We start from the raw sequence: 21,453 nt of genomic DNA on the forward strand, positions 1-21,453 counted from the left end.
CGAGTAGTTCACAACCAAAATGTCTATGTTTGTAATAATTGACAATTTTGCAACAGTAATCATTTTAGGGTTAGTATTCGGGTATGTATTTTACAAAATAAAAAATTTATGGACAAGTATTATATTGCACGCCGTATGAGATAGCATGATTTTTTTCTTTTTGATATAAGGTAATCGAAAGATGTTCGGTTCACTTTTACGATCTGCCAGATTAACTAATTTAAATGCTGTTTTTTGGAACTCACATGTGCATAGCTAATTTTTCTACCTGCCAATCCTTTCTTTTGACGACTTTTAATCTATTTGAGAAAGTCCTTTATTAATTCAGCATTTTCAATGACTAGCGTTCTTGTATAAACTTTAGGCTGATCTGAATTTCTTATTACTTTCCAAATTATTGCCGCTACTTTCATTGGTGAATAATAATTTTTTGAAATTGGATCTTTTCTAAAGGCTCGCACAAAACTGTTCCACTGATATGTCTTTTCTTCATCATTATCAAAAGAAATCAATTGAGGATTCTTTAAAACTTTAACCAAGTCAGCTACAGTAGCGTTTATATCAGCGTTCTTTTCAACCTCTCTCATTTTTGTTCCCATTACTTTACGAAAGGTAAAGTGTTCAACGCCAAAATAATTAGCAAAAAATATTCTAGCTTCTCGATTAAGAGAAAATCCAGAATCAAGTAACTTGGTATCTAATGAAATGCTATCAGAAGTTAGCTGTGAAGCTACTTTTCTTCTTGAGTTTCTGATCGGTTTTATTTTTGCAGCAGCCTTACCATTTAAAAACGCAATAATATATTTAGTTAGTTCCGCTTTAGTACCATATGTAGGCAATCCATATTGGCTACATATATTTTGCAACTCCTTTTTATACCAATAAAAATTAGAGAATGTCTTGCTATTCATATTTCTACTAAATTTTGGACGCGATGTCATATCTATTCACTCTCCTTTTTTACATATTGCCAGAAAAATATTTGATAGCTCCATTTGGACAGTTCTAATGAACATTTATCAGTCCTAGCATAACACGAAAACCAGAACAGCCATTAGGGGGATACTTCACAGAAGCAACTTGTGTTTTATTTTTCGCAAAAATAAGGCTGACACCATGCAGCATCAGCTCAAGTATGAACTTTCAAATTTTAGTTACTATAATAAAATAGCTACTAGTTTAATCAGTAGTTTCCCTGTACAATTGAATATTGTAGAGAAGTTAAGGCGGTGGCTATTTCCGATTGGAGGTGGTGCTTATGGTGTTAAACCTTTAAAGCCCATCAATCCTAACGAAAGGAGTAGCCTAAGTGTCCATTGCGGACGCTTTACAATTAATGCTGGCTTTCGGTACTTTTATCGTGGCCTTGATCGCATTAGTTGTTGAGCTGATCAAAAGTCAGCAAAAAAAATAGCCGCCTTAGCTTGACAGAGCTAGCGGTTATTTAATAACGTTAAATTATGTCACCGTCTTAAACGGCTCTACATTGGAAGTCCTGTTCCAGCGGGACTTCCTTTTTCTTACTCATATTATAGCATGAGTATAAGTGACTTTCGACTATTTAAAATCAAATTCCTAATAATTCTAATTGTTTAAGCCAAATTTGTCGATTTTCACTGATTAATTTAAAGGATTTCTTTATGATCTACAGACTAAAAATTATAGTAGATCAGTTAACAATCCAAAAAAAATCGTAACAATTAGTAAATCAGCCGTACCACCTAGACTTAAATTTTTCTGTTTAAAATAAGCAAGTATTTGATTAAAAGTTGAACGCCCTGATGCCGTTTTTTCAGCACCAAATTCAAAATATTCATTAATCAATTGATGTGCTTTATTAATTGTTTCTTTACTATAATTAGCTCGCTTGATTAAATTGCTATCAACAGTATGAAGTGCTAATTGCAATAAAACATTTAACAAACGTTGGTTTAAATCTTGATTTAAAGACACTTTATTTAAATATGGTAATCCCCATTTTACAATAGTCGGAAAACCTTGCTGAACTTCACCGCGGATTCCTGTCAAACCAAAATCTAAATATTGCTTCTGACCTGCTGTTAAATTTTCAACAGGAAGCTGACGTAAATTTTTGAAATCATTTTCAACTAAATCATGACACATATCTCTAACAATTTTTAAAATATTATCAACGTCATCATTATTATTTTGATGATAAACATAAGCTGTCGCTGTGACAACAATCCCTAGGGAAAAAATAGCACCTTTATGTGTATTTACACCATTAGTTGCTGTAAACATTTTTTTCTCTGCCGCTACTCCTAAAGGCCTAATCTCTTTAAAAAGCTCTTGAAGATCTTTTTTTGCAAAATTCCAACCAGCATCAAAACAACTACAAAAATAAGGTCTTAAACTTAAAGAACTATCAATAAATGTGAAAATATCCATATCTGGATGCGAATCATGGTTATGTGGATCTACCAACCCCGGTTTAGGATTAACTGTCACTTCATACAATAGGCTTTTTTGAGCTAAATCTATTATTTTATCCCGATAGTCACTGTTCTCAGTGATTTGTTGAAAAGTATACCATTTTGATTCAATTGTCTGCTTTAAATCATCAAGGGTATGTCGTCTCGAACGTGCACATTCTTTAGCGGGGCGCTCACAAATTAAACATCTGCGAACCGGTAGATTTAACTGTTTCCGCGAAATTGTCCCCTTTCTTGTTAAAACATCAACATCAAATAACCTTCCCAATTTATATGTTTCTTCAAAATTAACACTAAGCAGTTTCAAATCATTACCATTACTATTGACAACAATGAATGCCGTTTCCCCTGCTGGATGGCGCCAAACAAATTCATCTGCGAGAAAAAATTTATTTTTGAATAAACTTTTTTTTAATTCATTATAGCCGACCGTAAATAGATGATCGATGCTATTATTATATTTAATTTCGCCAGGAATATTCAATTTTACGACTAACAATGCTGCCGTGGGATATTTTTTTAAAAGCATTTGCTGAAAAGCGACACGTTTATCCTTATCCTGCAAAACATCAGCAATTGATTGTGGCTGACCAGTAGAAAATAACATCCTAAAGTCTCCTTAATTTTTCATATGTATATAAAAAGCAAAATCAATAAATGACCTTGCTTTTCAATTGTTAATCTTTGATTTGTTTAACTTGATCAATAATACTACCATCACGATACTCAATTAGCGCTACAACCTTATCATGATATTCAAGCTTCTTAGAAGTACCAACTTGTTTTTCAGCTAATTGTTGTAATTCTTCAATTGAGTAAAGTGGCAATCCCTTAACTTTACTCAAAATAGAAACCAAATCTTTTCGTTTTGGATTAACGGCAATTCCAACTTCAGTGACTAAAACATCAACCGAATCACCAGGCGTTACCACTGTAGTCACATCCGGTGTTACCGTTGCAATTCTGCCCCTGACTAACGGTGCACAGATAATTGTTAATTTAGCTGTTGCAGCATCTTGATGTCCTCCGATAGCCCCACGAATAATACCATCTGATCCAGTCATAACATTAACGTTAAATTTTGTGTCAATTTCAAGTGCACTTAAAATGACAACATCCAATTGGTCAACCATAGCTCCTTTATTATCAGCATCTGCATACCAAGAAGCATCAATTTCCTGTTGGTTTGGATTGGAATGCATTGAATCTGCTGCACCCTTATCAAAATCCTGCACATCCATTACACGTCTAACCAAACCTTCTTTTAATAGATCAGTCGTTGGTTTAGTAATTCCACCCAAAGCAAATGATGCCTTAACTCCTGCATCAATCATTGATTGACGTAAATAACGTGTTACTGCTAAAGCTGCACCACCAGAACCTGTTTGGAAAGAAAAATCATTTTTAAAATAAGGTGAATTAACAATAACTTTATTAACCATTTCAGCAATTTTTAGTTCTTTAGGATCTTTAGTAAAGCGAGTAGCTCCTGAACCAATTTTATCAGGATCACCAACTTGATCAATTTTTACAACATAATCAACCTGTGTTTGTTTGATTGATGCTGGAGTATTTGGATATGGAACAACATTATCGGTAATCAAGACTACTTGATCAGCATATTGTGCATCCATCAAGGCATAACCCAATGAACCAAAAACTGCATCACCAAACCGACCGTTAGCATTTCCCAACCGGTCGGCATTAGGAACACCTAGAAAAGCAACATCAATTTTAATTTCTCCATTTTCAATTGCACGAGCACGTCCACCGTGAGATCGAAAGATAACTGGATTTTCCAAATTACCATGTGAAATAAAATCACCTAATGAGCCACGCATCCCAGAACTAGTAATATTAGTAATTGTTCCTTTTTTTATTCCTTCAATGACTAATTCGTTCATAACCCCAGTTAAAGATGATGGAGCTAATGTTAAACCTTTAATCCCTAGATCAATAATTATTCTCATCACTTTGTTGAAAACAAAATCACCATTACGAAAATGATGATGGAAGGAAATTGTCATACCATCCTTCACTGTTTTTTTCACTACATCTTCCAGTGAATCAACCAACTTATCATTGCCAGTTGAAATTCTCACTTTAGGTGCCACACGCTGTTTAATTGGATTTCCGATATCTGTTCCCTGAAAAGGTTGATACCCCAACTTATTCATTAAATTTTCATCTAATTGACGATTTACATTATTTTTCAATGTAGTTTCCCTCCTCATCAAGCAAATTAGATGCCTCAGCTAGTTTGATCACTCGCTGAGCTCTCAAAGCCACTGGTCGATCAACCATTTGACCATTAAGAGAAATAACACCAGATCCCTTTACCTTAGCTTCTTTAATTGCATTAATTACCTCTACTGCTTGATTAATTTCTTTCTCACTTGGTTCATAAACTTGATTAACCATTGCAATTTGACGTGGATTAACTAATGATTTACCATCAAATCCTAACTGATGAATATGTTTTGTTTCACGATAAAAACCTTCTGTATCGTTCATATCAGTAAAGACGGTATCAAAAGCAGCAATTCCGGCTGCACGAGCAGCATGTAAAACCATATTTCTGGCAAACTCCAACTCAGTACCATCTGGATAACGATGCGTTTTCATATCTGTTGTATAATCTTCAGCAGAAAGTGCAATTCCAATCATTCGATTAGATGCAGCTGCAATTTCAGGAGCATTTAAAACACCTTTAGCACTTTCAATTGCGGCCATTAAATGAATTGAACCTGGCGCAACATTAAATTCTTTTTCAGCTACTGAAACCAACTCTTCCAATTCTTTCATCATAGCTGCTGATTCTACTTTAGGCAGTCGAATAACATCAACTTTTGCTTTAACCATGGCTTTAATATCTTCTTGATAAAATGGTGTGTCCAATCCATTAATTCGAACTACTTTTTCTGCTTTACCATAATCAACATGTGTTAATGCCTCATAAACTAAAATTCTAGCAGCATCTTTTTCAGTTAAAGAAACAGCGTCTTCAAGATCGAACATAATTGAATCAGCTCCATAAATTCCAGCATCCTTTAGCATTGCTGGATTATTTCCAGGAACAAACATCATTGTCCGACGCAAACGTTCATTATCAATTGCTTGTGTCACTTAAATCGCCCTCCAATCTAATTCTTCAGAAGCATTGGTTGCCCGCTGAATAGCAGCAATTGTTCTTGCTTTAATTACACAGTCCAAAGCACCTTTATCAACTGCTTTGATTTTAGCTTGTGAAATACCAAAGCCCTTTAAAGTTTCTGAAATAGCCTGACATATTTGATCACCAAATTGTTTCTTTACATCTGACTCAAGTTCAATTTCAATTCCTTTAGTTCCCTTAGTAATTAAAATTTGAATATCTGATGACTCTAAAGTACCCGCTAAGGCTGTTTTCTTAATTTCCACGAATTTTCATTCCTTTCTTAATTCTCAATTTTAAAATTGCTGCATTTTCTCTTATAAATTTAAGAGTCGTCTCAGGCACTAATTCGTTTAATTCATTCAATTTATTTTGCGCAATTTTTTTTCTAACATTTGAAGCTGAAATTACTTCACCATTCAAAAGTTGACGCCGATTTATAATTTTAACACTAATTTCCGGTGTTAAAACTTTTTTAAGAATTTTATTGTAAATACTAGTTGTACGCGATAATGGCTCACTTCCTAAATAACGGGTATTAATATGCAGATAGTTTGCAATCCAATTTTTAAATACTAAAGCATCCAACGTTGTTTGATATTCAATCAAATCATTAGGCGAATCAAGAAAATAGGCTGGAAAAGTAGCATAACTAACCATATACGAACCGCCACTAACAACTTTAACATTACTTAAATGTTGTGTTCCTTGTTTTACCAACTTTAATCTCTCATCCGTAGCAAATAACCCTGCATTGGTTGCAACCACAAAAACATATACTAGATCATTTTCCTGAGAGGCCTGTTCAACCAAAAATTTGTGTCCTAAAGTAAAGGGATTAGCATTCATAACGATTGCAGCCGTTTTTTTCACTGGATTTTCTGTTTGTTTAATATCAGCTAAGTAAGTCGATATATCAGGAAAACCTCGTTCCAAAACTGCTCCAAACTCAGTTACTGCTAATTTTTTAAAGCCCAAATGTTGGAAACTTGTAACATATTTAGGTTTAGTAAACACAAAAGTATGAAAAATTCCTTTAAGAGCTAATTTTCCAATTAATTCAGACACAATTAAATTAAAATTTGATCCAGTTCCAATTGAATCTGCTGAAACAGCAATATATTTTAAAATATTTCCTGCTAATGAACCAGTTGCTAACAATTTTTGTTTATCAAAAATTCCAATTGTTAAATCAACTTGGTTAACTTCTTCTTCACTAAAATTGTTAATACCAACATTTTCTAGAAAATTTTTCCATAGAGCAAAATCTTCGTTATTCTTCAAATTAAGTTCTTTAGCTTTTCTTACCATTACGCCAACTCTCTATCTATATACTTTGAAGCACCATAATAACCGGAACAACAACTATAAACAAAGTTGAAGTTGCTACTACAACATTAGTTGCAAATTTAACATCGCTGTGATAATTACTTGCCAAAATTGGTAAGACAGCGAGTGTAGGTGTTGCCGCCTGAATTATCAATGTTTTATGAAAAATTCCATTCATTTGGATTCCCATTTTCAAGCCTGCAAAAACTATCACCGCCATAATTACCGGTGAAATAATAAATCTACCAATTAAAGTCAAAATTAAATGGAAGTCAATTTTTATACTAGAAATACCAAATTGCTTCAGTATTATTCCGATATAAATCAAAGAAAGAGGTGTTACCAATCCACCAATATCGGTCAATGTCATCGACACAAAATTAACCAGTAAGTGAGTTTTTAGCCATGGGATGTAAATAAATGGCAGAGCTACAATAAATCCCCATAACGGAGCTGGAATAAGGTGGCTTAAATCGAATTTAACCTTTTGTCCTTTTTTCTTATCAATTGTAGGATCATCTGCAGCAATAACCCAAACACCTAATGTCCAAATAATTATAGTGTTAACAATATAATATACCAATAAGTAAGGAACAGATATTTGACCAAACAAAGCAATGTTTTAAGGCATACCAATAAATACTGTATTAGCCCCATTAATTGCTGTCATCATTAATCCACGTCGGCCGCGAGGAACTTTAAAAGCTTTCATTTCTAACCAAGAAACTACGTATCCAACCAAAATAGAGATAATTGTATAAACTAACCCGCTTGATAATTTAGCTAGCTGATCTGGTTTAAAATACTTCATCATTGCCATAAAAATTGAAGCTGGTAAAGCTACCTTCATTATTAGCTTTGAAATTGATCCTGAAAATTTTTCATCAAACCAACCAAGCCCTTGCGTAAAATAACCGATCGCTATCATGATTAAAATAGCAAGAACACTCTGAATCGAAGTAACAAAAACATTCATTTGTCATACCTCCTAGAGGCACAAGACAAAATTATATTGTTTTCTTAAAGACAATCATTTCGTCTTAAACCTGCTAATTCTTTTTATAATTTTCAACTGCATTAGATACTTTCGTAGCAACATCTAAATCAAAAACACCTGGAATAATATCATTAGCAGTCGGATTAGGAACTAAATCAGCTAAGGATTGTGCAACCACCTTCTCTAATTTGGTATCAACGTTATTTAAGCCGCTTTGTAATAAGCCTCTAAATAGTCCGGGAAATACTAAAATATTATTAATTTGATTTGGATATTGACTTGAACCAGTTGCTATCACTTTTGCTCCACCTTTTATTGCTAATTCCGGTAAAATTTCTGGTACAGGATTAGCTAGAGCAAAAACAATTGGATTTTTAGCCATTTTTTGAACGTCAGTAGTTGTTAAGACATTTGCATCGGATAATCCAATGAAAACATCTTGATCAGTAATCACTTCATTTAGTTTTAAATCTTTTCCGCTTTGTCCAACTTTTTTTGCTAAAGAACGTTGATAAGAATTGTATCGGGAATCATCCGGATCAATCAGGCCATACTTGTCTACCAATGTTAATTTTTTTACTCCACATTCAAATAATAATTCGGCCGTTGCTACTCCAGCTGCACCAATTCCGTTAATTAAGATTTTCAAGTCTTCCAATGGTTTATTAACCACCTTAGCTGAATTTAATAATCCAGCTAAAACAACAATTGCCGTTCCTTCTTGATCATCATGATAAACGGGAATATTCAATTCTGATTTCAATTGTTCTTCAATTTCAAAACAACGTGGAGCCGCAATATCCTCTAAGTGTATTCCAGAAAATGACTTAGAAATATTTTTAATTGTGGTAACAATTTCTTGCGGTTTAACTTGAGTAAGACATAGCGGTAAAGCTGTCACTCCTGCCAACTGCTTATAAAGTAATGCCTTACCTTCTACAACTGGTAATCCAGCTTCTGGACCAACATTACCTAAACCAAGCACAGCAGTCCCATCTGTTATTACAGCCACCAATTTACCGCTGACTGTATATTTTTTCTTCAAATCAGGATTCTTAGTAATCAACTTAGAAATTTCTGCCACACCAGGTGTATAGGCTTCTCCTAATTCTTTTCGATTATCAACTGGGAGTAGTCCTTTTATCTCTAGAACTCCAGTATTTTTTGAATGAAGTAACTCTATATTTTCTGCCATCCACTGACAATCCTTTCTTAATGCCTAAATTGCTGTTAATTATGTTAAACGCGTTTTAACTCTTTAACACTGTTACTATATACCTGTTTTTCATTTTTGTAAATATATCGCTTACATTTAATAAAATTAAATTATTATTAAGCGTCTATTTACATCATGATAAATAATTAGCTCATATTTTATAAATAACAAAAAGGTTATATAAACATAGAAAATATAGGCTGTGCTATACTTTAAAATTAGGGGGGAAGATTATGCAAGACAACAATTATAAACATCAAGAAAGTCTGGCAGCAATTGCACAAGATTTTTATTTATCTCGTCTAACAATTTCCGAACTTTCAGCAAAATATTCTCTAAGCCGTTATTTAATTAAAAAAAATCTCGATGAGGCAATCTCATCGGGATTAGTAACTGTTAGTATAAACTCACCATTAGCCAGAAACTTCACAATTGAAATGCAGTTCAAAAAAAAATTTGGTATCAAGAATGTTTATATAATTAAAAATTCAAGTAATCCTGAAGAAGATCAAATGAAAATTATCGAATACGCAGCAGAGCAACTACAGTTATTAATTGAAAAAAGTAAAGTTGTCGGTTTAACTTGGGGAGGAGCCGTCTATAATGTCATTGACCATTTCAACCACCATGTTAAAGATGATTTAATTTTCACCCAATTTATTGGTGAGAATATGAAATACCATTCTCAAGCTGGTTCTACTCGAATGGTTGAAAAAGCTGCCAACAAATTTAGTACTTCTTTTACTACACTCGCTGGTCCTCTTTACATTGTGAACAAAAAATTAAAAGATGAACTATGGCAAGAACCTGCGTTTAAACAAACTTTTATTTATGCCTCACGGATGGATTTAATTTTTATGGGCTTAGGAACTTTAGCTTCGATTGATTCAATTCCATGTTGGAAACAAAACAAAAAGGCTATCTTTCCTGACATTAATCAAGAAAAAATAGCCGGTATCTTATATGGTCGTCCTTATGATATAAATGGAAATTTTTTGGTTTCTAATGAAAAAGATACGGTCTTCGGTGCTGATATTGACACAATTTTAGCCGTACCCCATCGACTTGCAATTGTAAAAAGTAAATTCAAGGCTAAAGCTGCCCTTGGAGCACTCAGAGGTCATTTAATTACTGATTTAGTAATTGATGAAGCTATTGCAAATCGAATTTTACTTGAAGCAGCTAACAGCTAATTTTTATTTACCCTTTATAGAACTGATCCAATTCAGTGCACTCAATAAAGTTTTATTAAAAAGCTCTGGTTGCTCAGCCATTACAATATGACCAGCGTTAGAAACGCTTGTACAATCAGCATTCTTAGCAATTGCCACCATTGCTGAAGCAAACCGGTGATCAAAGTACGGTGAATATTCTCCAGTTATAAAGTAAAATGGGCACTCTGATTCGGCAATCACATCACGCCAATCTTGAAAAGCATTATCTATCAACAATGCTTGATTAGCGGTGGGACTGTACGGATTCTTTTTTTTAATTTTAGTTAATACTTCTTTTATATCTGTTCTAATTCCATGCCAAGTCGGTGATGGTAAAGGTAGTTTCAGTAATTCTGGGAAAGTTTCCCAATTTAAATTCTTCAAACCATATTTCCAATTCTCATCATTAATCATCTTAGGTGATTGATCAACATCAACAACTGCGGTAATATTTGTTGACCCATACAGGGCAAGATAAGCAAAAGATACAGCAGCTCCCATCGAATGTCCAATCATTATTGGCCTATTTATTTTTAAATAATTTATTAATTCATGAACATCAGATGCAAGTTGAAAAATTCTTTGACCACGGTAAGTCCGTTGCGACTCACCTTGATTACGAAAATCAACATTTAAAACACCAAAATTTTGAGATTTTAATAATTCTAATTGTTTAAGCCAAATTTGTCGATTTTCACTGATGCCTGGCAATAAAATCACTACTGAATCTCCAGCAAAAAAGTCATAACATATTTTAACTTTATCTCTTGTCACAAAGTACATGATATTACCTCTAAAAAATTAAGTTTTTGATCATTTAATCGAATTTTTAATTTCCTTTAAATAAACCTTTTTCAGTTTCCGCCGTTTTAAAAATAACGGAACCCGTTCAGTACGTACATCACTGAATTCCAATCCAAACCATTGAATCGGTGTTGAACTATGATTCTGTAAAAATATTCGAGCCGAGATCAGCCAATGTTTCCAAGCAGGTAACGCCGTATCACTTGATAATAGTTCTCTAATCATAATAAAGCAAAAATCACCGATCCGTCTTCCTGCCAATGTGGTATATTTTTGCGGTTGTTCATCAATCGCACCTTTTTTTATCAGATCATTAACCACTTGCCGCAAATATCCGCCGACTTGATGACTAGTCTTAAAGCCTAGATAGAGTTGAAGGTTAACGATATTTCTAGTCCCCATCATATCCGCTGTATAGTAACTCGTATCCGGTTCATCAGTTGTATTAACCGTTACAAACCAATAAACCTTTGCTCGCTTGGGCTGTTTGTCTAAAATTGAATAAAGAACTTCTCGTTTGACACTATAATCCGGCTTAACCTTCGCCAACATTACCACATTATTCATAAACAATGGAATTGAGTCATCTTGTGACAATTCAATCAGCTGCTTGCGGTACTTGAATAACGAAACCTTTTCCGATTCATCCATCAAATCATCCCGCATATGGTTGCCAAAATACCAGATCACCATAATAGCCAAAATCAATAGAGTCAACAATAAGGTAACATAGCCACCATGCATGATCTTAGTTAGACTGGCCAGTAAGAACAGAATTTCAATTAACCCAAAAACAACCAAAAATAAAGTTGCCCAATATTGTTTAACTTTCTTTTGCAAATAATTATGCAACAGCAAGGTCGTCATCAGCATGGTCAGAGTAATTGCCAATCCGTAGGCTGCTTCCATGTGATCTGAGGTCTGAAAATACAACACAATCAATAAAGTGCAAGCACACAGTAACCAATTAACTTTACTAATATAAACCTGGCCACGTTCTAAACTTGGATAAGTCATTTTCAAATGCGGCAATAACTTTAGACCCATTGCTTCTTCAACCAAAGTAAACGAGCCGGTGATTAAAGCTTGTGAAGCAATAATAGCTGCCAAAGTAGCTAAAACAATGCCGAAAAAGCGAAAATTATCCGGCAGCATCTGATAAAACGGATTCGTCATTGAATGCTGTGCAGCAGCATGTTTTAAGATCCAAGCACCTTGACCAAAGTAATTTAAAATCAAAGAAAGATAAACTAATGGCCAAGTGGCATAAACATTGCTGCGGCCAACATGTCCCATATCAGAATAAAGCGCCTCGGCTCCAGTAGTTGCTAGAAAAATACTTCCTAAAATAAAAATTTTTAATGGATTAACTGGTGAAAATAATAATTTTATACCATATACTGGCGACAAAGCTCGCAAAATTCCCCAGTTTTCACTAAGATTGATTACCCCAAAAACTGCTAAAAATCCAAACCATAAAACCATAATCGGACCAAATGCTTTACCGATCGTGGCAGTTCCAAAATTCTGAATAACAAACAATATAGTCAAGATAACGATCGTTCCGATCACAACGTCAGTTTGATTATTGACAAACACTTGACCATTAATTGCTAGCCCTTTCAAACCTTCTAAGGCGCTGGTTACCGTAACAGCAGGTGTCAAAGTCCCATCTGCCAACAAAGCTGCCCCGCCAACCAATGCTGGCAGCAGCAGCCACTTGGTATTTTTACGGACCAAAGCATACAGAGCAAAGATACCACCTTCGCCCTTATTAGACGCGCTCATCGCAATTAAAACATATTTGACTGTTGTAATCAGCATTAATGTCCAAAAAATCAATGACAAACAACCTAAAACATATTCCGTTGTTAACCGCTGATTTCCAAGATCATCCAGCAAAGCATTCATGACATATAAAGGGGAGGTCCCAATATCTCCATAAACCACTCCCAAAGTTATTAAACATCCAATTAAAGAAAAACGTCCTTTTTGCCCCATTTTAATCACTCTCTATTCTCACTTACTAAAAATCACTTTCAAACAATAGCCTACTACCTAAAGAGTATATCCAGCAATTATTTCTGAACTAAAAACCAGCAGTGATTTATTCCAAAATTCCAAAAATCAGCTTGCAGATAACTAATATCAATAGTTTCTACTTAATTCTGAATAAAACTATAGCCCACACCAATATGCGTTTTAATAAATTTAGGCGATTGCTGCTCAGGTTCTAGTTCTTTTCGCAAAGCTGCGATTGCTACCCTTAAAGAGGTTGTATCATTCAGCGGCTTATCCGGCCAAAGTGTCCGCATTAAAAATCCATGAGTCAATACTTTAGCTGTATTGTCGGCAAACAGACACAATAGATTGTAAGTAGTTTCAGTTAAATTAAGTTGCCTTTTAGCTAAATAAGCAGTTCGGCTAAAAAAATCAATTTTCAAAGAGCCATTACGATATACACGCTGCTCATCATGTGTATTTTCCAAATAGGCTTTTCTCCTTAAAGCAACCCTAACGCGAGCCAACATTTCATTAATTGAAAACGGCTTGATCAAGTAATCATCTGCGCCCTTATCTAAAGCGGTGATCTTATCCGTCTCATCGCTGCGAGCCGAAATAACAATAATTGGCGTCAACTGTTCTTGGCGAATTTTTTCAATCACTTCAACGCCATCAAAATCCGGTAAACCTAAATCCAATAAAATAACTGCCGGTTGAAAAAGCTGTTGATTATCTAAAGCTTCTTGTCCTGTTTTAGCCCACTCGAATTGATATTGATTAGCCTTCAGTGTCATTGCAATCAAGCGACCAACCTCTTGATCATCTTCAACCAGCAATATTCGCGTTTTGCTCATTATTTTTTTCCCTCCATAATGGTAAAGTGAACCAAAATTCTACTCCACGCGGCTGGACATTGTTAGCCCCAATTTTACCACCGCAAATCGTTACAATGGCCTGACAAAGGGCTAGACCGATTCCCAAACCTCTGCGGCCGGAGTAAGCATTTGGCTGGCTATAAAAAAGCGTAAAAATCTGTTTTAAACGTTCCGGTTCGAGCTGTGGACCATTATTATAGACGGTAATTTTGGCAAATCGATCATCTAATTTATCAGCCGTTAAAGTAATCTGAGCCGTCGCTGGGGTATATTTGATTGCGTTGTTAAGCAGATTAACAATCACCTGTACGATCAGCTGGCCATCAGTAGCAACCAGCAACCCGGAATCTGGTAAATTAGTTTTTAACTGCCGCTGCTCCGTTTCTGAAATGCTGTGACTAAGTGCCGCTTCAAAGATATCAGCCAGTAATTCCGGACTGCGTTTTGCTTTCAGGCGACCGTTATCGACCTTAGTCATAGCCAGAAGATTCTCTACTAAATCAATTAACCAAGCTGCGTCATGATTAATTGAACGATACAATTCCTGTCTTTGAGCGGCTGTTAATGAATACTCTGCGTGCAGCAAAACATCTGCATTTCCATAAATAGCGGTTAACGGCGTCCGTAAATCATGTGATATCCCCCGTAAAAGATCTGAGCGCAGCTTTTCTTGCTTAACTTGTGCTTCAATTTTCGTTTGCCGTTGTAAATTCAAGTTTCGTTTAATCGCTTGTTCAGATTCCTCACAAATTGAAATTGCTAAATTAAAACCCAACATATCATTGAAACTTTGTCGATTTATTGCAATCGCAATTACAGCTACTGTCTGCTGCTGTGTATTAAGCGGTAAATAAATAAAATTACTCTGTGATTCAATTTTTGTTCCCCAACCCGCGCGCTGGTGATTGGCAAAAGACCATTTTAGCGCCTGTTGTTCCCGTGAATGCTGCAATTGTTCAAAATTTTCTGCAATATTTTTACCAAATTGCAAAGGAGCAGTGTCATCTGCTGATTGTAAAATAAAAAGATTGCAATTTAAAAGCTGACTTAATTGTCGACCGGTTACGTCTAAAATTTCCATTAATTGTTCACACTGCTGCAATAAACGATTAGTTTTTAATAAAATTTCAGTCCGATAAGCTCGCCGAGCATCTAAAATTGCCTGTGCTTGAATCTTTGATGTCCACGAACTACTGATTCCAGCAACAATCAACAAAATTGCAAAAGTAAAGAGGTTATTCGGATTACTTCGAAATGAACCAAAGGGAGCCGTAAAAAAATAATCATACACTATTGGGATCAGTAATGAATACAGTAGTGAATAACTGCGCTGCTGCGTAATCATTGCTGTAAACATTACTCCTAAAATATAGAGCAACACTACATCTAACGCATCAAATCCCCATGATTTCAGCAGTAAGCCTAAAATTGTTGTTACAACTAAAATTGCGAGAGTTTGCAGTAATTTTTGCCAATTAAAATTTCGTTTCAATAAAACGGTGAATTTAAAATGCTGGCGATTTGATGATGGCAAAGCACGATTTTTATTAAAAACGACCACCTGATCAATATCAGGAAGCAAACGATGAAGTTGTTTTATTAAATCAATTTGACCGACCTTCTGCCATCCCTGTCGCTGATCGCTTCCCAAAATGATTTTAGTAATGCCCTTTTCCTTAGCATATTCAGCAATCAAACGCGCCTTAGCAGTCCCATAAAGAGTAGTAACCTTAATTCCTAAACTGGCTGCTAAATGAAAATTCTTGTTCAATTGCTGATCATCCATTTCAGTTAGCGTTTGACTAATATAAATTCCGACCAAACTTGTCTGCTCGCTTCCAGCCAATTTTGCTGCTGTTTGAATAACTGCCGCATTACTACTCGCTCCCGAAATACAGACCAAAAATTGTTGCGGTCGCTCATTGCGCTGCCTAGCCATCCCCATCTTTCACCTGCCTTTTTTTCTTGTTCGCAATCGACTATAACAAAATCTTTGTTAAGATGGTGTTAATTTATCTTTTTTAAGCAGAAATTAAGAAAAAAACTATGTTCTATTTTAACCAGCTAAATACTAATTTCAAAACGGCTGCTTTGGCGTTCAGTTAAATTTTAGATGTTCACCAAATAAAAAACAGAATCAGAAGCAATTTGGCTTCTAACTCTGCCTAAATTATTTAATCATTATTTCTATCAATTAACTAATCTGCTGAACTAATTTTAATTAACTTTTGATAATCTGTACCACGTATTCTATAGGTGCCGCCACCAACGATGGGTATTCCAGAAACTACTATATAGTGACCGGGTGTATAGGCTGTTAATTTAATGATCACTTTCGGATTCGTTTGCACTAATTTATAACTCTCTTTTGGAGTAGAATTTGCAGGTAAATGTGTTTTTTTGCCGCGATCACCGCTGCCTAAGTCGCCTGTCAACTCTGACAAAAATGCTACCGATTTCTTATTTGAAGATTTTAAATGCTTATGCTGCTTAGCATCATAGCTAATTACATAGCTATGCTGTTTCTGAGAATGAACGTTACTTGCTGTTTTTTGCGAACTCATCGCTGCTGTAGCTTTAGTTCCCAAAACAAAAAAGACAACCCCCAAAAATAAAAATAACCCCACTTTTTTGAACATTTTGCTTAGCTCCCCCTGCTGAAATTACGTTATCAGCATACCATCTGTGCTTGGTCATGTCCAAGTAATTATTGGTTTGTAGAGTCTTATGATCTTCGCCAAATATTTTTTATATTACACTCCTAACTTCAAAGTCGCTAATTGTGCTTTAATTTGTGCATCTTGATATTTGCCGCAAGCAATTATCTTGCCTGCTTGCAAGACGATAATCTGATCCGCTTTTTGAAAAGCTTCCAAATTAAAACTATGTGTAATCAGCAAAAATCCAGTCTCGGTTTCCATAGAAAAAAGATCATGTAATAAAGCTGCTGCGATCTGTGGATCTAATCCCGTTGTCAATTCATCAAAGATATAAAAACGATAATCACGCAAAAATAATCGTGCCAAAGCTAATCGCTGCCGTTCTCCTCCTGAAAGCAAAGAACTTTGATTGCTGACAATTGTATCTAAAGAGTGCCCATCTAGCCATGAAGCCAGTCCAGCTCGTTTTAAAGCTGCGATCAATTTAGTTTCCGAGAACGGATTATCAAATAAATTTAAATTATCACGGACTGTACCCGAAAAAATATGCCCCTGTTGTTGCAGCAAACCAATTTGTTGATAAATTATTTGCCGCTTTAACAGCTCAACAGATTGCCCCGCCAAAGTTGCTGAACCTGAACTTGGGGCGATTTCTCCCAACAACAACTTGGTCAATGTTGTTTTACCGCTTCCACTGGAACCAACTAACAAATATTTACAATTCAAATTAAGTTCCAAATTCAATTTTTTTAAAATTAATTGTTGATCAGCTTCAAAGTTAACCGCTTGAAGTTTAAATGAAGTTGTTGGCTGAAAAGTCGTTGTTGTTAAAAATGGTGTTGCTGATGCAGTTTGATCATACTGCAAAAAATCAGCGAGTTTAACGGCGGCTTGATGTCCACCAATAATCAACGGTATTACCCGAGTAATCTCCAGCAAAGGATAACTCAAATAACCGCTTAATGTGCTAAACACTACCATTTGTCCTAGATTCATTCGACCTTGCTGAACCATTACTGCTCCCAAAATCCATGTTGAAATATAAGTTATATCACTTAGCAATAACGAAATTCCCATGCTGAAACTTGACCAACGAGAATTTTCTTGTTGTTTAACCAATAATTTTTGATTGCTGATTCGATGACGATTAACCGCGGCCTTCCCGGCCAATGCAAACTTCAAAGTAGTAAAACCACTTAACAAATCTGTTACCCGGGCGGTATAGCGATCAATTTGTTTAACCACTTCGGCAGAACTAGTTGTTAATTTTTTCTTTAATAAAAACGGGAAAAACATTGCCGGCAAGCTCAAAATAATTACCACTAATGTAATTGTTGGATTAATTGTGATCGTTGCAATCATTGCCATGCTAATTTGAAAGGTGTAACTCAGCAACAGTAGCAATTGACCATAATAATTATCAATCACATTATCCGTTTGTTTCGTAACCTTTGCCACCAATTTACCAATTCCAAATTTATCGTAAGCCTGTGGTGTCAAACGATAGATCCGTTGAATCAGAGCTTGACGCAACCTTTGAGCAGTATGCAGTTTAAGCAGTGAACCTAAATAATTATCCAATCCACCGAAACCATCCATAATTATCATGAAAAGCAAAATACCACTTCCTAAAAGCAGTAAATTAAGCTGTTGTTTCCCTAAAGCAACATTGATAATCACTTGAAAAATAAAGGCCCAGCAGACATACATTGCTTGCGTAAACAACCTAACCAGCAACATACTCCAAAATTCTTTTCTATCAGATATTAAAAACCGTAACATTAATGATCCCTCCATTACGGTCCTAAACTCTTAACTGATCTATTAATAATTTTTTGCATACAAAAAGACTGGTTAATCCCAGTCTCTTTCGTCATGGAAGAAACAGTGAAAAAATTTAGGATCGTACAAATAAACTCACCTTAAGCGAGCATATATCTTATTTGCTAATTCCTAAATTCTTAATTTCACCGTTAACTCCCCCTCATTTAAGTTAACGTCAGTATACTGCACTTAAATTGATTAAACAAGCTACTTTGAAATTAATTTCATTATTTAAATTTACTCCAGCTTAAAACTTAAATAATGAAATTTTTAAATACTGGCAGCTTTGAATTAAAAATGATTAATCCACTTCCATTAACAAATTAAATTATAAATCACGTGTTTGATCAAAAATGCCGAACAGCTTGACTTTTAACTGTCTATCGTGTGATACTAGTAACGGTGCCAAACCACGATAAAGGTAAGCGATCGGCGCATTTGCGTTCAGAAGGTTGCTGCACTTTATCACAAACATCCTTATGCTTTGCGTAGGGATGTTTTTTTATCAGCAGTTTAAAATTTTTGTTAGGAAAAACAAAGATTTCATAATTCTTTGTTAAATCTCATAGACAAATTGACTTGATTTTAGACAATGGTTTAAAATTAAGACTTAGTTAATCCAGAAGGGATGGGTCTTTTTAATGCAAAAAATCAAGGCGTGGCTCAGTACACGCTGGGGCTTTTTCGGATTGCTAGTTTTTCTTTTCTGGTTAAAGACGATTGCCGTCTATTTGATTGATTTCCGCTTAGGTGTTAGCGGTGTCATTCAATATGCCATTTTATTTTTTAATCCGTTAGCCACTACCTTATTATTGCTGGGAGCTGCGCTTTACATTAAACGCACTATTCCAGCATATTTAACAATTATGATCATTTACATAGCCAATACTGCTTTACTTTTGTTTAATGTCATTTATTACCGCGAATTTACCGATTTTATGACATTTAATGTTATTTTTGGCTATTCCAGTGTTTCTGAAGGCTTGAGCTCCAGTTCCGCAGCTCTGCTGAAACCACAGGATATCGTGATCTTTATTGACTTTTTAATTATCCTCATCGGTTTTTTGACAAAAATTATCAAATTGGATCACCGGCCGATACCTTCACGCCAAGCAATTGCAATGACATCTTTTGCAATTTTTTTAATCTTTTTTAATGTTACTTTGGGTGAAGCCGAACGACCGCAATTACTGACGCGCACTTTTGACCGCAGTTATCTGGTTAAATATTTGGGCTTGGACGCCTTTACTTTTTATGACGGTATCAAAACGGCTAAAAATAACCAAGTTCGGAGTGAAGCATCAAGTACTGATTTGAATAAAGTCTTGGACTTCACTCAAAAACACTATGCTGCAGCTAATCCGGCAACTTACGGTATTGCCAAAGGCAAAAATGTTATTGTTATTCATTTGGAAAGCTTTCAACAGTTTTTGATCAACTATAAGCTTAATGGTCAAGAAGTCACGCCATTTCTTAATAGTTTATACAATGGTAAATCAACTTACAGTTTCAGTAATTTCTTTAATCAGGTTGGACAAGGGAAAACTTCTGATGCCGAAAATATGCTGGAAAACAGTGTCTATGGTTTACCGCAAGGATCACTTTTCTCTGCCTTAGGAACTGACAATACTTTTCAGGCTGCTCCCGCTATTTTAAACCAACGGGCTGGTTATTCGAGTGCTGTTTTCCATGGAAATAAGGGTTCTTTTTGGAATCGAGATAACGTCTACAAAAATTTGGGCTATCAATACTTCTTTGATGCCAGTTATTACAATACAAATGCCAACAACCTAACTGAATATGGTCTGAAGGACAAGCTGCTTTTCCATGACTCAATCAAGTACCTTGAAAGGATGCAGCAGCCATTTTATGTCAAGTACATCACAGTCACTAATCACTTCCCGTATGCGCTTGATAAAAAGAACACTTCTTTCCCGGCTGCCAATACAGACGATACTTCAGTTAACGATTATTTTGTTACTGCTCATTACTTGGATCAAGCTGTTAAAGAATTTTTTGATTATTTGAAAAAGTCCGGTTTATACGATAAATCAATCGTCGTAATTTATGGCGATCATTATGGCATTTCAGATTCACGAAATTTAAAATTAGCTTCGTTATTAGGTAAATCAGCGGATACTTGGAATGATTTTGATAACATGCAGTTACAACGAGTTCCGTTTATGATCCATATACCTGGGCTAAAAAATGGTGGCGTGCAAACAACTTATGGTGGTGAAATTGATGTACTACCAACATTGCTACATTTGTTGGGAATTTCTTCCAAGCGCTACATCCAATTTGGAACCGATCTTTTTTCCAAGAAACATGATCAAACTGTTGCATTTCGAAATGGTAATTTTACTACTCCAAACTATTCATATATTGACGGTTCAATTTATGATAACCAAACTGGAGAAGAAATCACCCATCCTTCGAGCAAACTAGCTGCAAAAGTCAAACGCGAAAATCAACAGGTTAATACCGAACTTTCTTTGTCTGATTCATTAAATAATAAAAACTTGCTGCGTTATTATGTTCCTAAAGACTTTACGCCAATTAATCCTAAAAATTATAATTATAAAGATGACTTTGGTCAGTTGTTGCAACAGCAAAAACTACTGCAACATAAATCGACTAGTTTATGGGCTGAAAATGGTGATCATACAACCATTTCTGATTACACTTCCGATGCTCCGGAATTGAAAACAACTGACAAAAATAGTTCCAATGTCAGCCAAGCTTATTCAAACGTAAAAGAACAAGCAAAGACGAATCTCAATTCCAGTTCAAGTTCCGGCTCCAGTAGTTCAGCTGCTAAAACTGCTAAATAAAATAATGCACCATCGATAAGTAGCAAATCCAATATTAACTAGTTTCCCCCACTTAATGATTAATTCTTGTAATCGTTAAGTTCGAATTT

The 21,453-nt window shown here is 35.2% G+C and carries 17 protein-coding genes and 1 pseudogene; 4 read left to right on the forward strand and 14 right to left on the reverse strand.

The genetic code is table 11. From position 1 onward, the window contains the following. Positions 1-25 precede the first annotated feature (25 nt). Positions 26-139, forward strand: a complete 114-nt coding sequence (locus FC89_RS13015) for a CPBP family glutamic-type intramembrane protease (RefSeq protein ID WP_415590489.1) — start codon at positions 26-28, stop codon at positions 137-139. 160 nt (positions 140-299) lie between these two features. On the opposite strand, the gene FC89_RS04455 is transcribed toward FC89_RS13015, so the two are convergent. Next, the gene (locus FC89_RS04455; protein ID WP_057871349.1) at positions 300-941 is read right to left on the reverse strand and encodes an SAP domain-containing protein; all 642 of its coding nucleotides are present in this window, start codon (positions 939-941) and stop codon (positions 300-302) included. A 368-nt stretch (positions 942-1,309) separates the two neighbouring features. Between FC89_RS04455 and FC89_RS04460 the strand changes: the two genes are divergently transcribed. Next, positions 1,310-1,414, forward strand: coding sequence for a putative holin-like toxin (locus FC89_RS04460; RefSeq protein ID WP_057871350.1), 105 nt, complete (start codon positions 1,310-1,312; stop codon positions 1,412-1,414). A gap of 245 nt (positions 1,415-1,659) precedes the next feature. On the opposite strand, the gene citG is transcribed toward FC89_RS04460, so the two are convergent. The 7 genes and pseudogenes from citG to FC89_RS04495 form a co-directional block, all read right to left on the reverse strand. Then, entirely contained in the window at positions 1,660-3,060 is a 1,401-nt protein-coding gene (gene citG / locus FC89_RS04465) for a triphosphoribosyl-dephospho-CoA synthase CitG (protein WP_057871351.1), read from the reverse strand. Positions 3,061-3,130: 70 nt separating this feature from the next. Then, positions 3,131-4,669, reverse strand: coding sequence for a citrate lyase subunit alpha (gene citF / locus FC89_RS04470; RefSeq protein ID WP_057871352.1), 1,539 nt, complete (start codon positions 4,667-4,669; stop codon positions 3,131-3,133). Continuing rightward, on the reverse strand, positions 4,659-5,579 hold the full coding sequence (gene citE, locus FC89_RS04475; RefSeq protein ID WP_415590498.1) for a citrate (pro-3S)-lyase subunit beta: 921 nt from the start codon (positions 5,577-5,579) through the stop codon (positions 4,659-4,661). Before citE ends, citF begins: the two co-directional genes overlap by 11 nt. Continuing rightward, positions 5,580-5,873, reverse strand: a complete 294-nt coding sequence (citD, locus tag FC89_RS04480; protein ID WP_057871353.1) for a citrate lyase acyl carrier protein — start codon at positions 5,871-5,873, stop codon at positions 5,580-5,582. Beyond that, positions 5,863-6,918 (reverse strand): [citrate (pro-3S)-lyase] ligase, encoded by a 1,056-nt coding sequence (gene citC, locus FC89_RS04485; RefSeq protein ID WP_057871354.1) that lies wholly within the window; start codon positions 6,916-6,918, stop codon positions 5,863-5,865. The genes citD and citC overlap by 11 nt, the downstream gene beginning before the upstream one ends. A gap of 16 nt (positions 6,919-6,934) precedes the next feature. After that, positions 6,935-7,912: pseudogene (locus tag FC89_RS04490) on the reverse strand (AEC family transporter). 73 nt (positions 7,913-7,985) lie between these two features. After that, positions 7,986-9,128: an NAD(P)-dependent malic enzyme gene (locus tag FC89_RS04495; RefSeq protein ID WP_057871355.1), complete on the reverse strand. Its 1,143-nt coding sequence runs from the start codon at positions 9,126-9,128 to the stop codon at positions 7,986-7,988. A gap of 251 nt (positions 9,129-9,379) precedes the next feature. Between FC89_RS04495 and FC89_RS04500 the strand changes: the two genes are divergently transcribed. Beyond that, on the forward strand, positions 9,380-10,342 hold the full coding sequence (locus FC89_RS04500) for a sugar-binding transcriptional regulator (protein ID WP_162258268.1): 963 nt from the start codon (positions 9,380-9,382) through the stop codon (positions 10,340-10,342). A 3-nt stretch (positions 10,343-10,345) separates the two neighbouring features. On the opposite strand, the gene FC89_RS04505 is transcribed toward FC89_RS04500, so the two are convergent. From FC89_RS04505 to FC89_RS04530, 6 genes are all read right to left on the reverse strand, one after another. Beyond that, positions 10,346-11,146 (reverse strand): alpha/beta fold hydrolase, encoded by an 801-nt coding sequence (locus FC89_RS04505; protein ID WP_057871357.1) that lies wholly within the window; start codon positions 11,144-11,146, stop codon positions 10,346-10,348. A gap of 30 nt (positions 11,147-11,176) precedes the next feature. Next, positions 11,177-13,168 carry a KUP/HAK/KT family potassium transporter gene (locus FC89_RS04510; RefSeq protein ID WP_162258267.1) on the reverse strand — a complete coding sequence of 664 codons (1,992 nt, stop codon included), beginning with the start codon at positions 13,166-13,168 and terminating at the stop codon, positions 11,177-11,179. Between the two features lie 161 nt (positions 13,169-13,329). After that, positions 13,330-14,025 (reverse strand): response regulator transcription factor, encoded by a 696-nt coding sequence (locus FC89_RS04515; protein ID WP_057871358.1) that lies wholly within the window; start codon positions 14,023-14,025, stop codon positions 13,330-13,332. Beyond that, positions 13,997-15,991 (reverse strand): ATP-binding protein, encoded by a 1,995-nt coding sequence (locus tag FC89_RS04520; protein WP_083485411.1) that lies wholly within the window; start codon positions 15,989-15,991, stop codon positions 13,997-13,999. Before FC89_RS04520 ends, FC89_RS04515 begins: the two co-directional genes overlap by 29 nt. Before the next feature lie 253 nt (positions 15,992-16,244). Further along, on the reverse strand, positions 16,245-16,685 hold the full coding sequence (locus FC89_RS04525; RefSeq protein ID WP_057871360.1) for a hypothetical protein: 441 nt from the start codon (positions 16,683-16,685) through the stop codon (positions 16,245-16,247). Between the two features lie 114 nt (positions 16,686-16,799). After that, positions 16,800-18,488 (reverse strand): ABC transporter transmembrane domain-containing protein, encoded by a 1,689-nt coding sequence (locus FC89_RS04530; protein WP_057871361.1) that lies wholly within the window; start codon positions 18,486-18,488, stop codon positions 16,800-16,802. Between the two features lie 683 nt (positions 18,489-19,171). Between FC89_RS04530 and FC89_RS04535 the strand changes: the two genes are divergently transcribed. Next, entirely contained in the window at positions 19,172-21,364 is a 2,193-nt protein-coding gene (locus FC89_RS04535; RefSeq protein WP_057871362.1) for an LTA synthase family protein, read from the forward strand. The last annotated feature ends 89 nt before the right edge of the window (positions 21,365-21,453 follow it).

The sequence above is a fragment of the Liquorilactobacillus ghanensis DSM 18630 genome (assembly GCF_001435235.1).
Taxonomy (GTDB): Bacteria; Bacillota; Bacilli; order Lactobacillales; family Lactobacillaceae; genus Liquorilactobacillus; species Liquorilactobacillus ghanensis.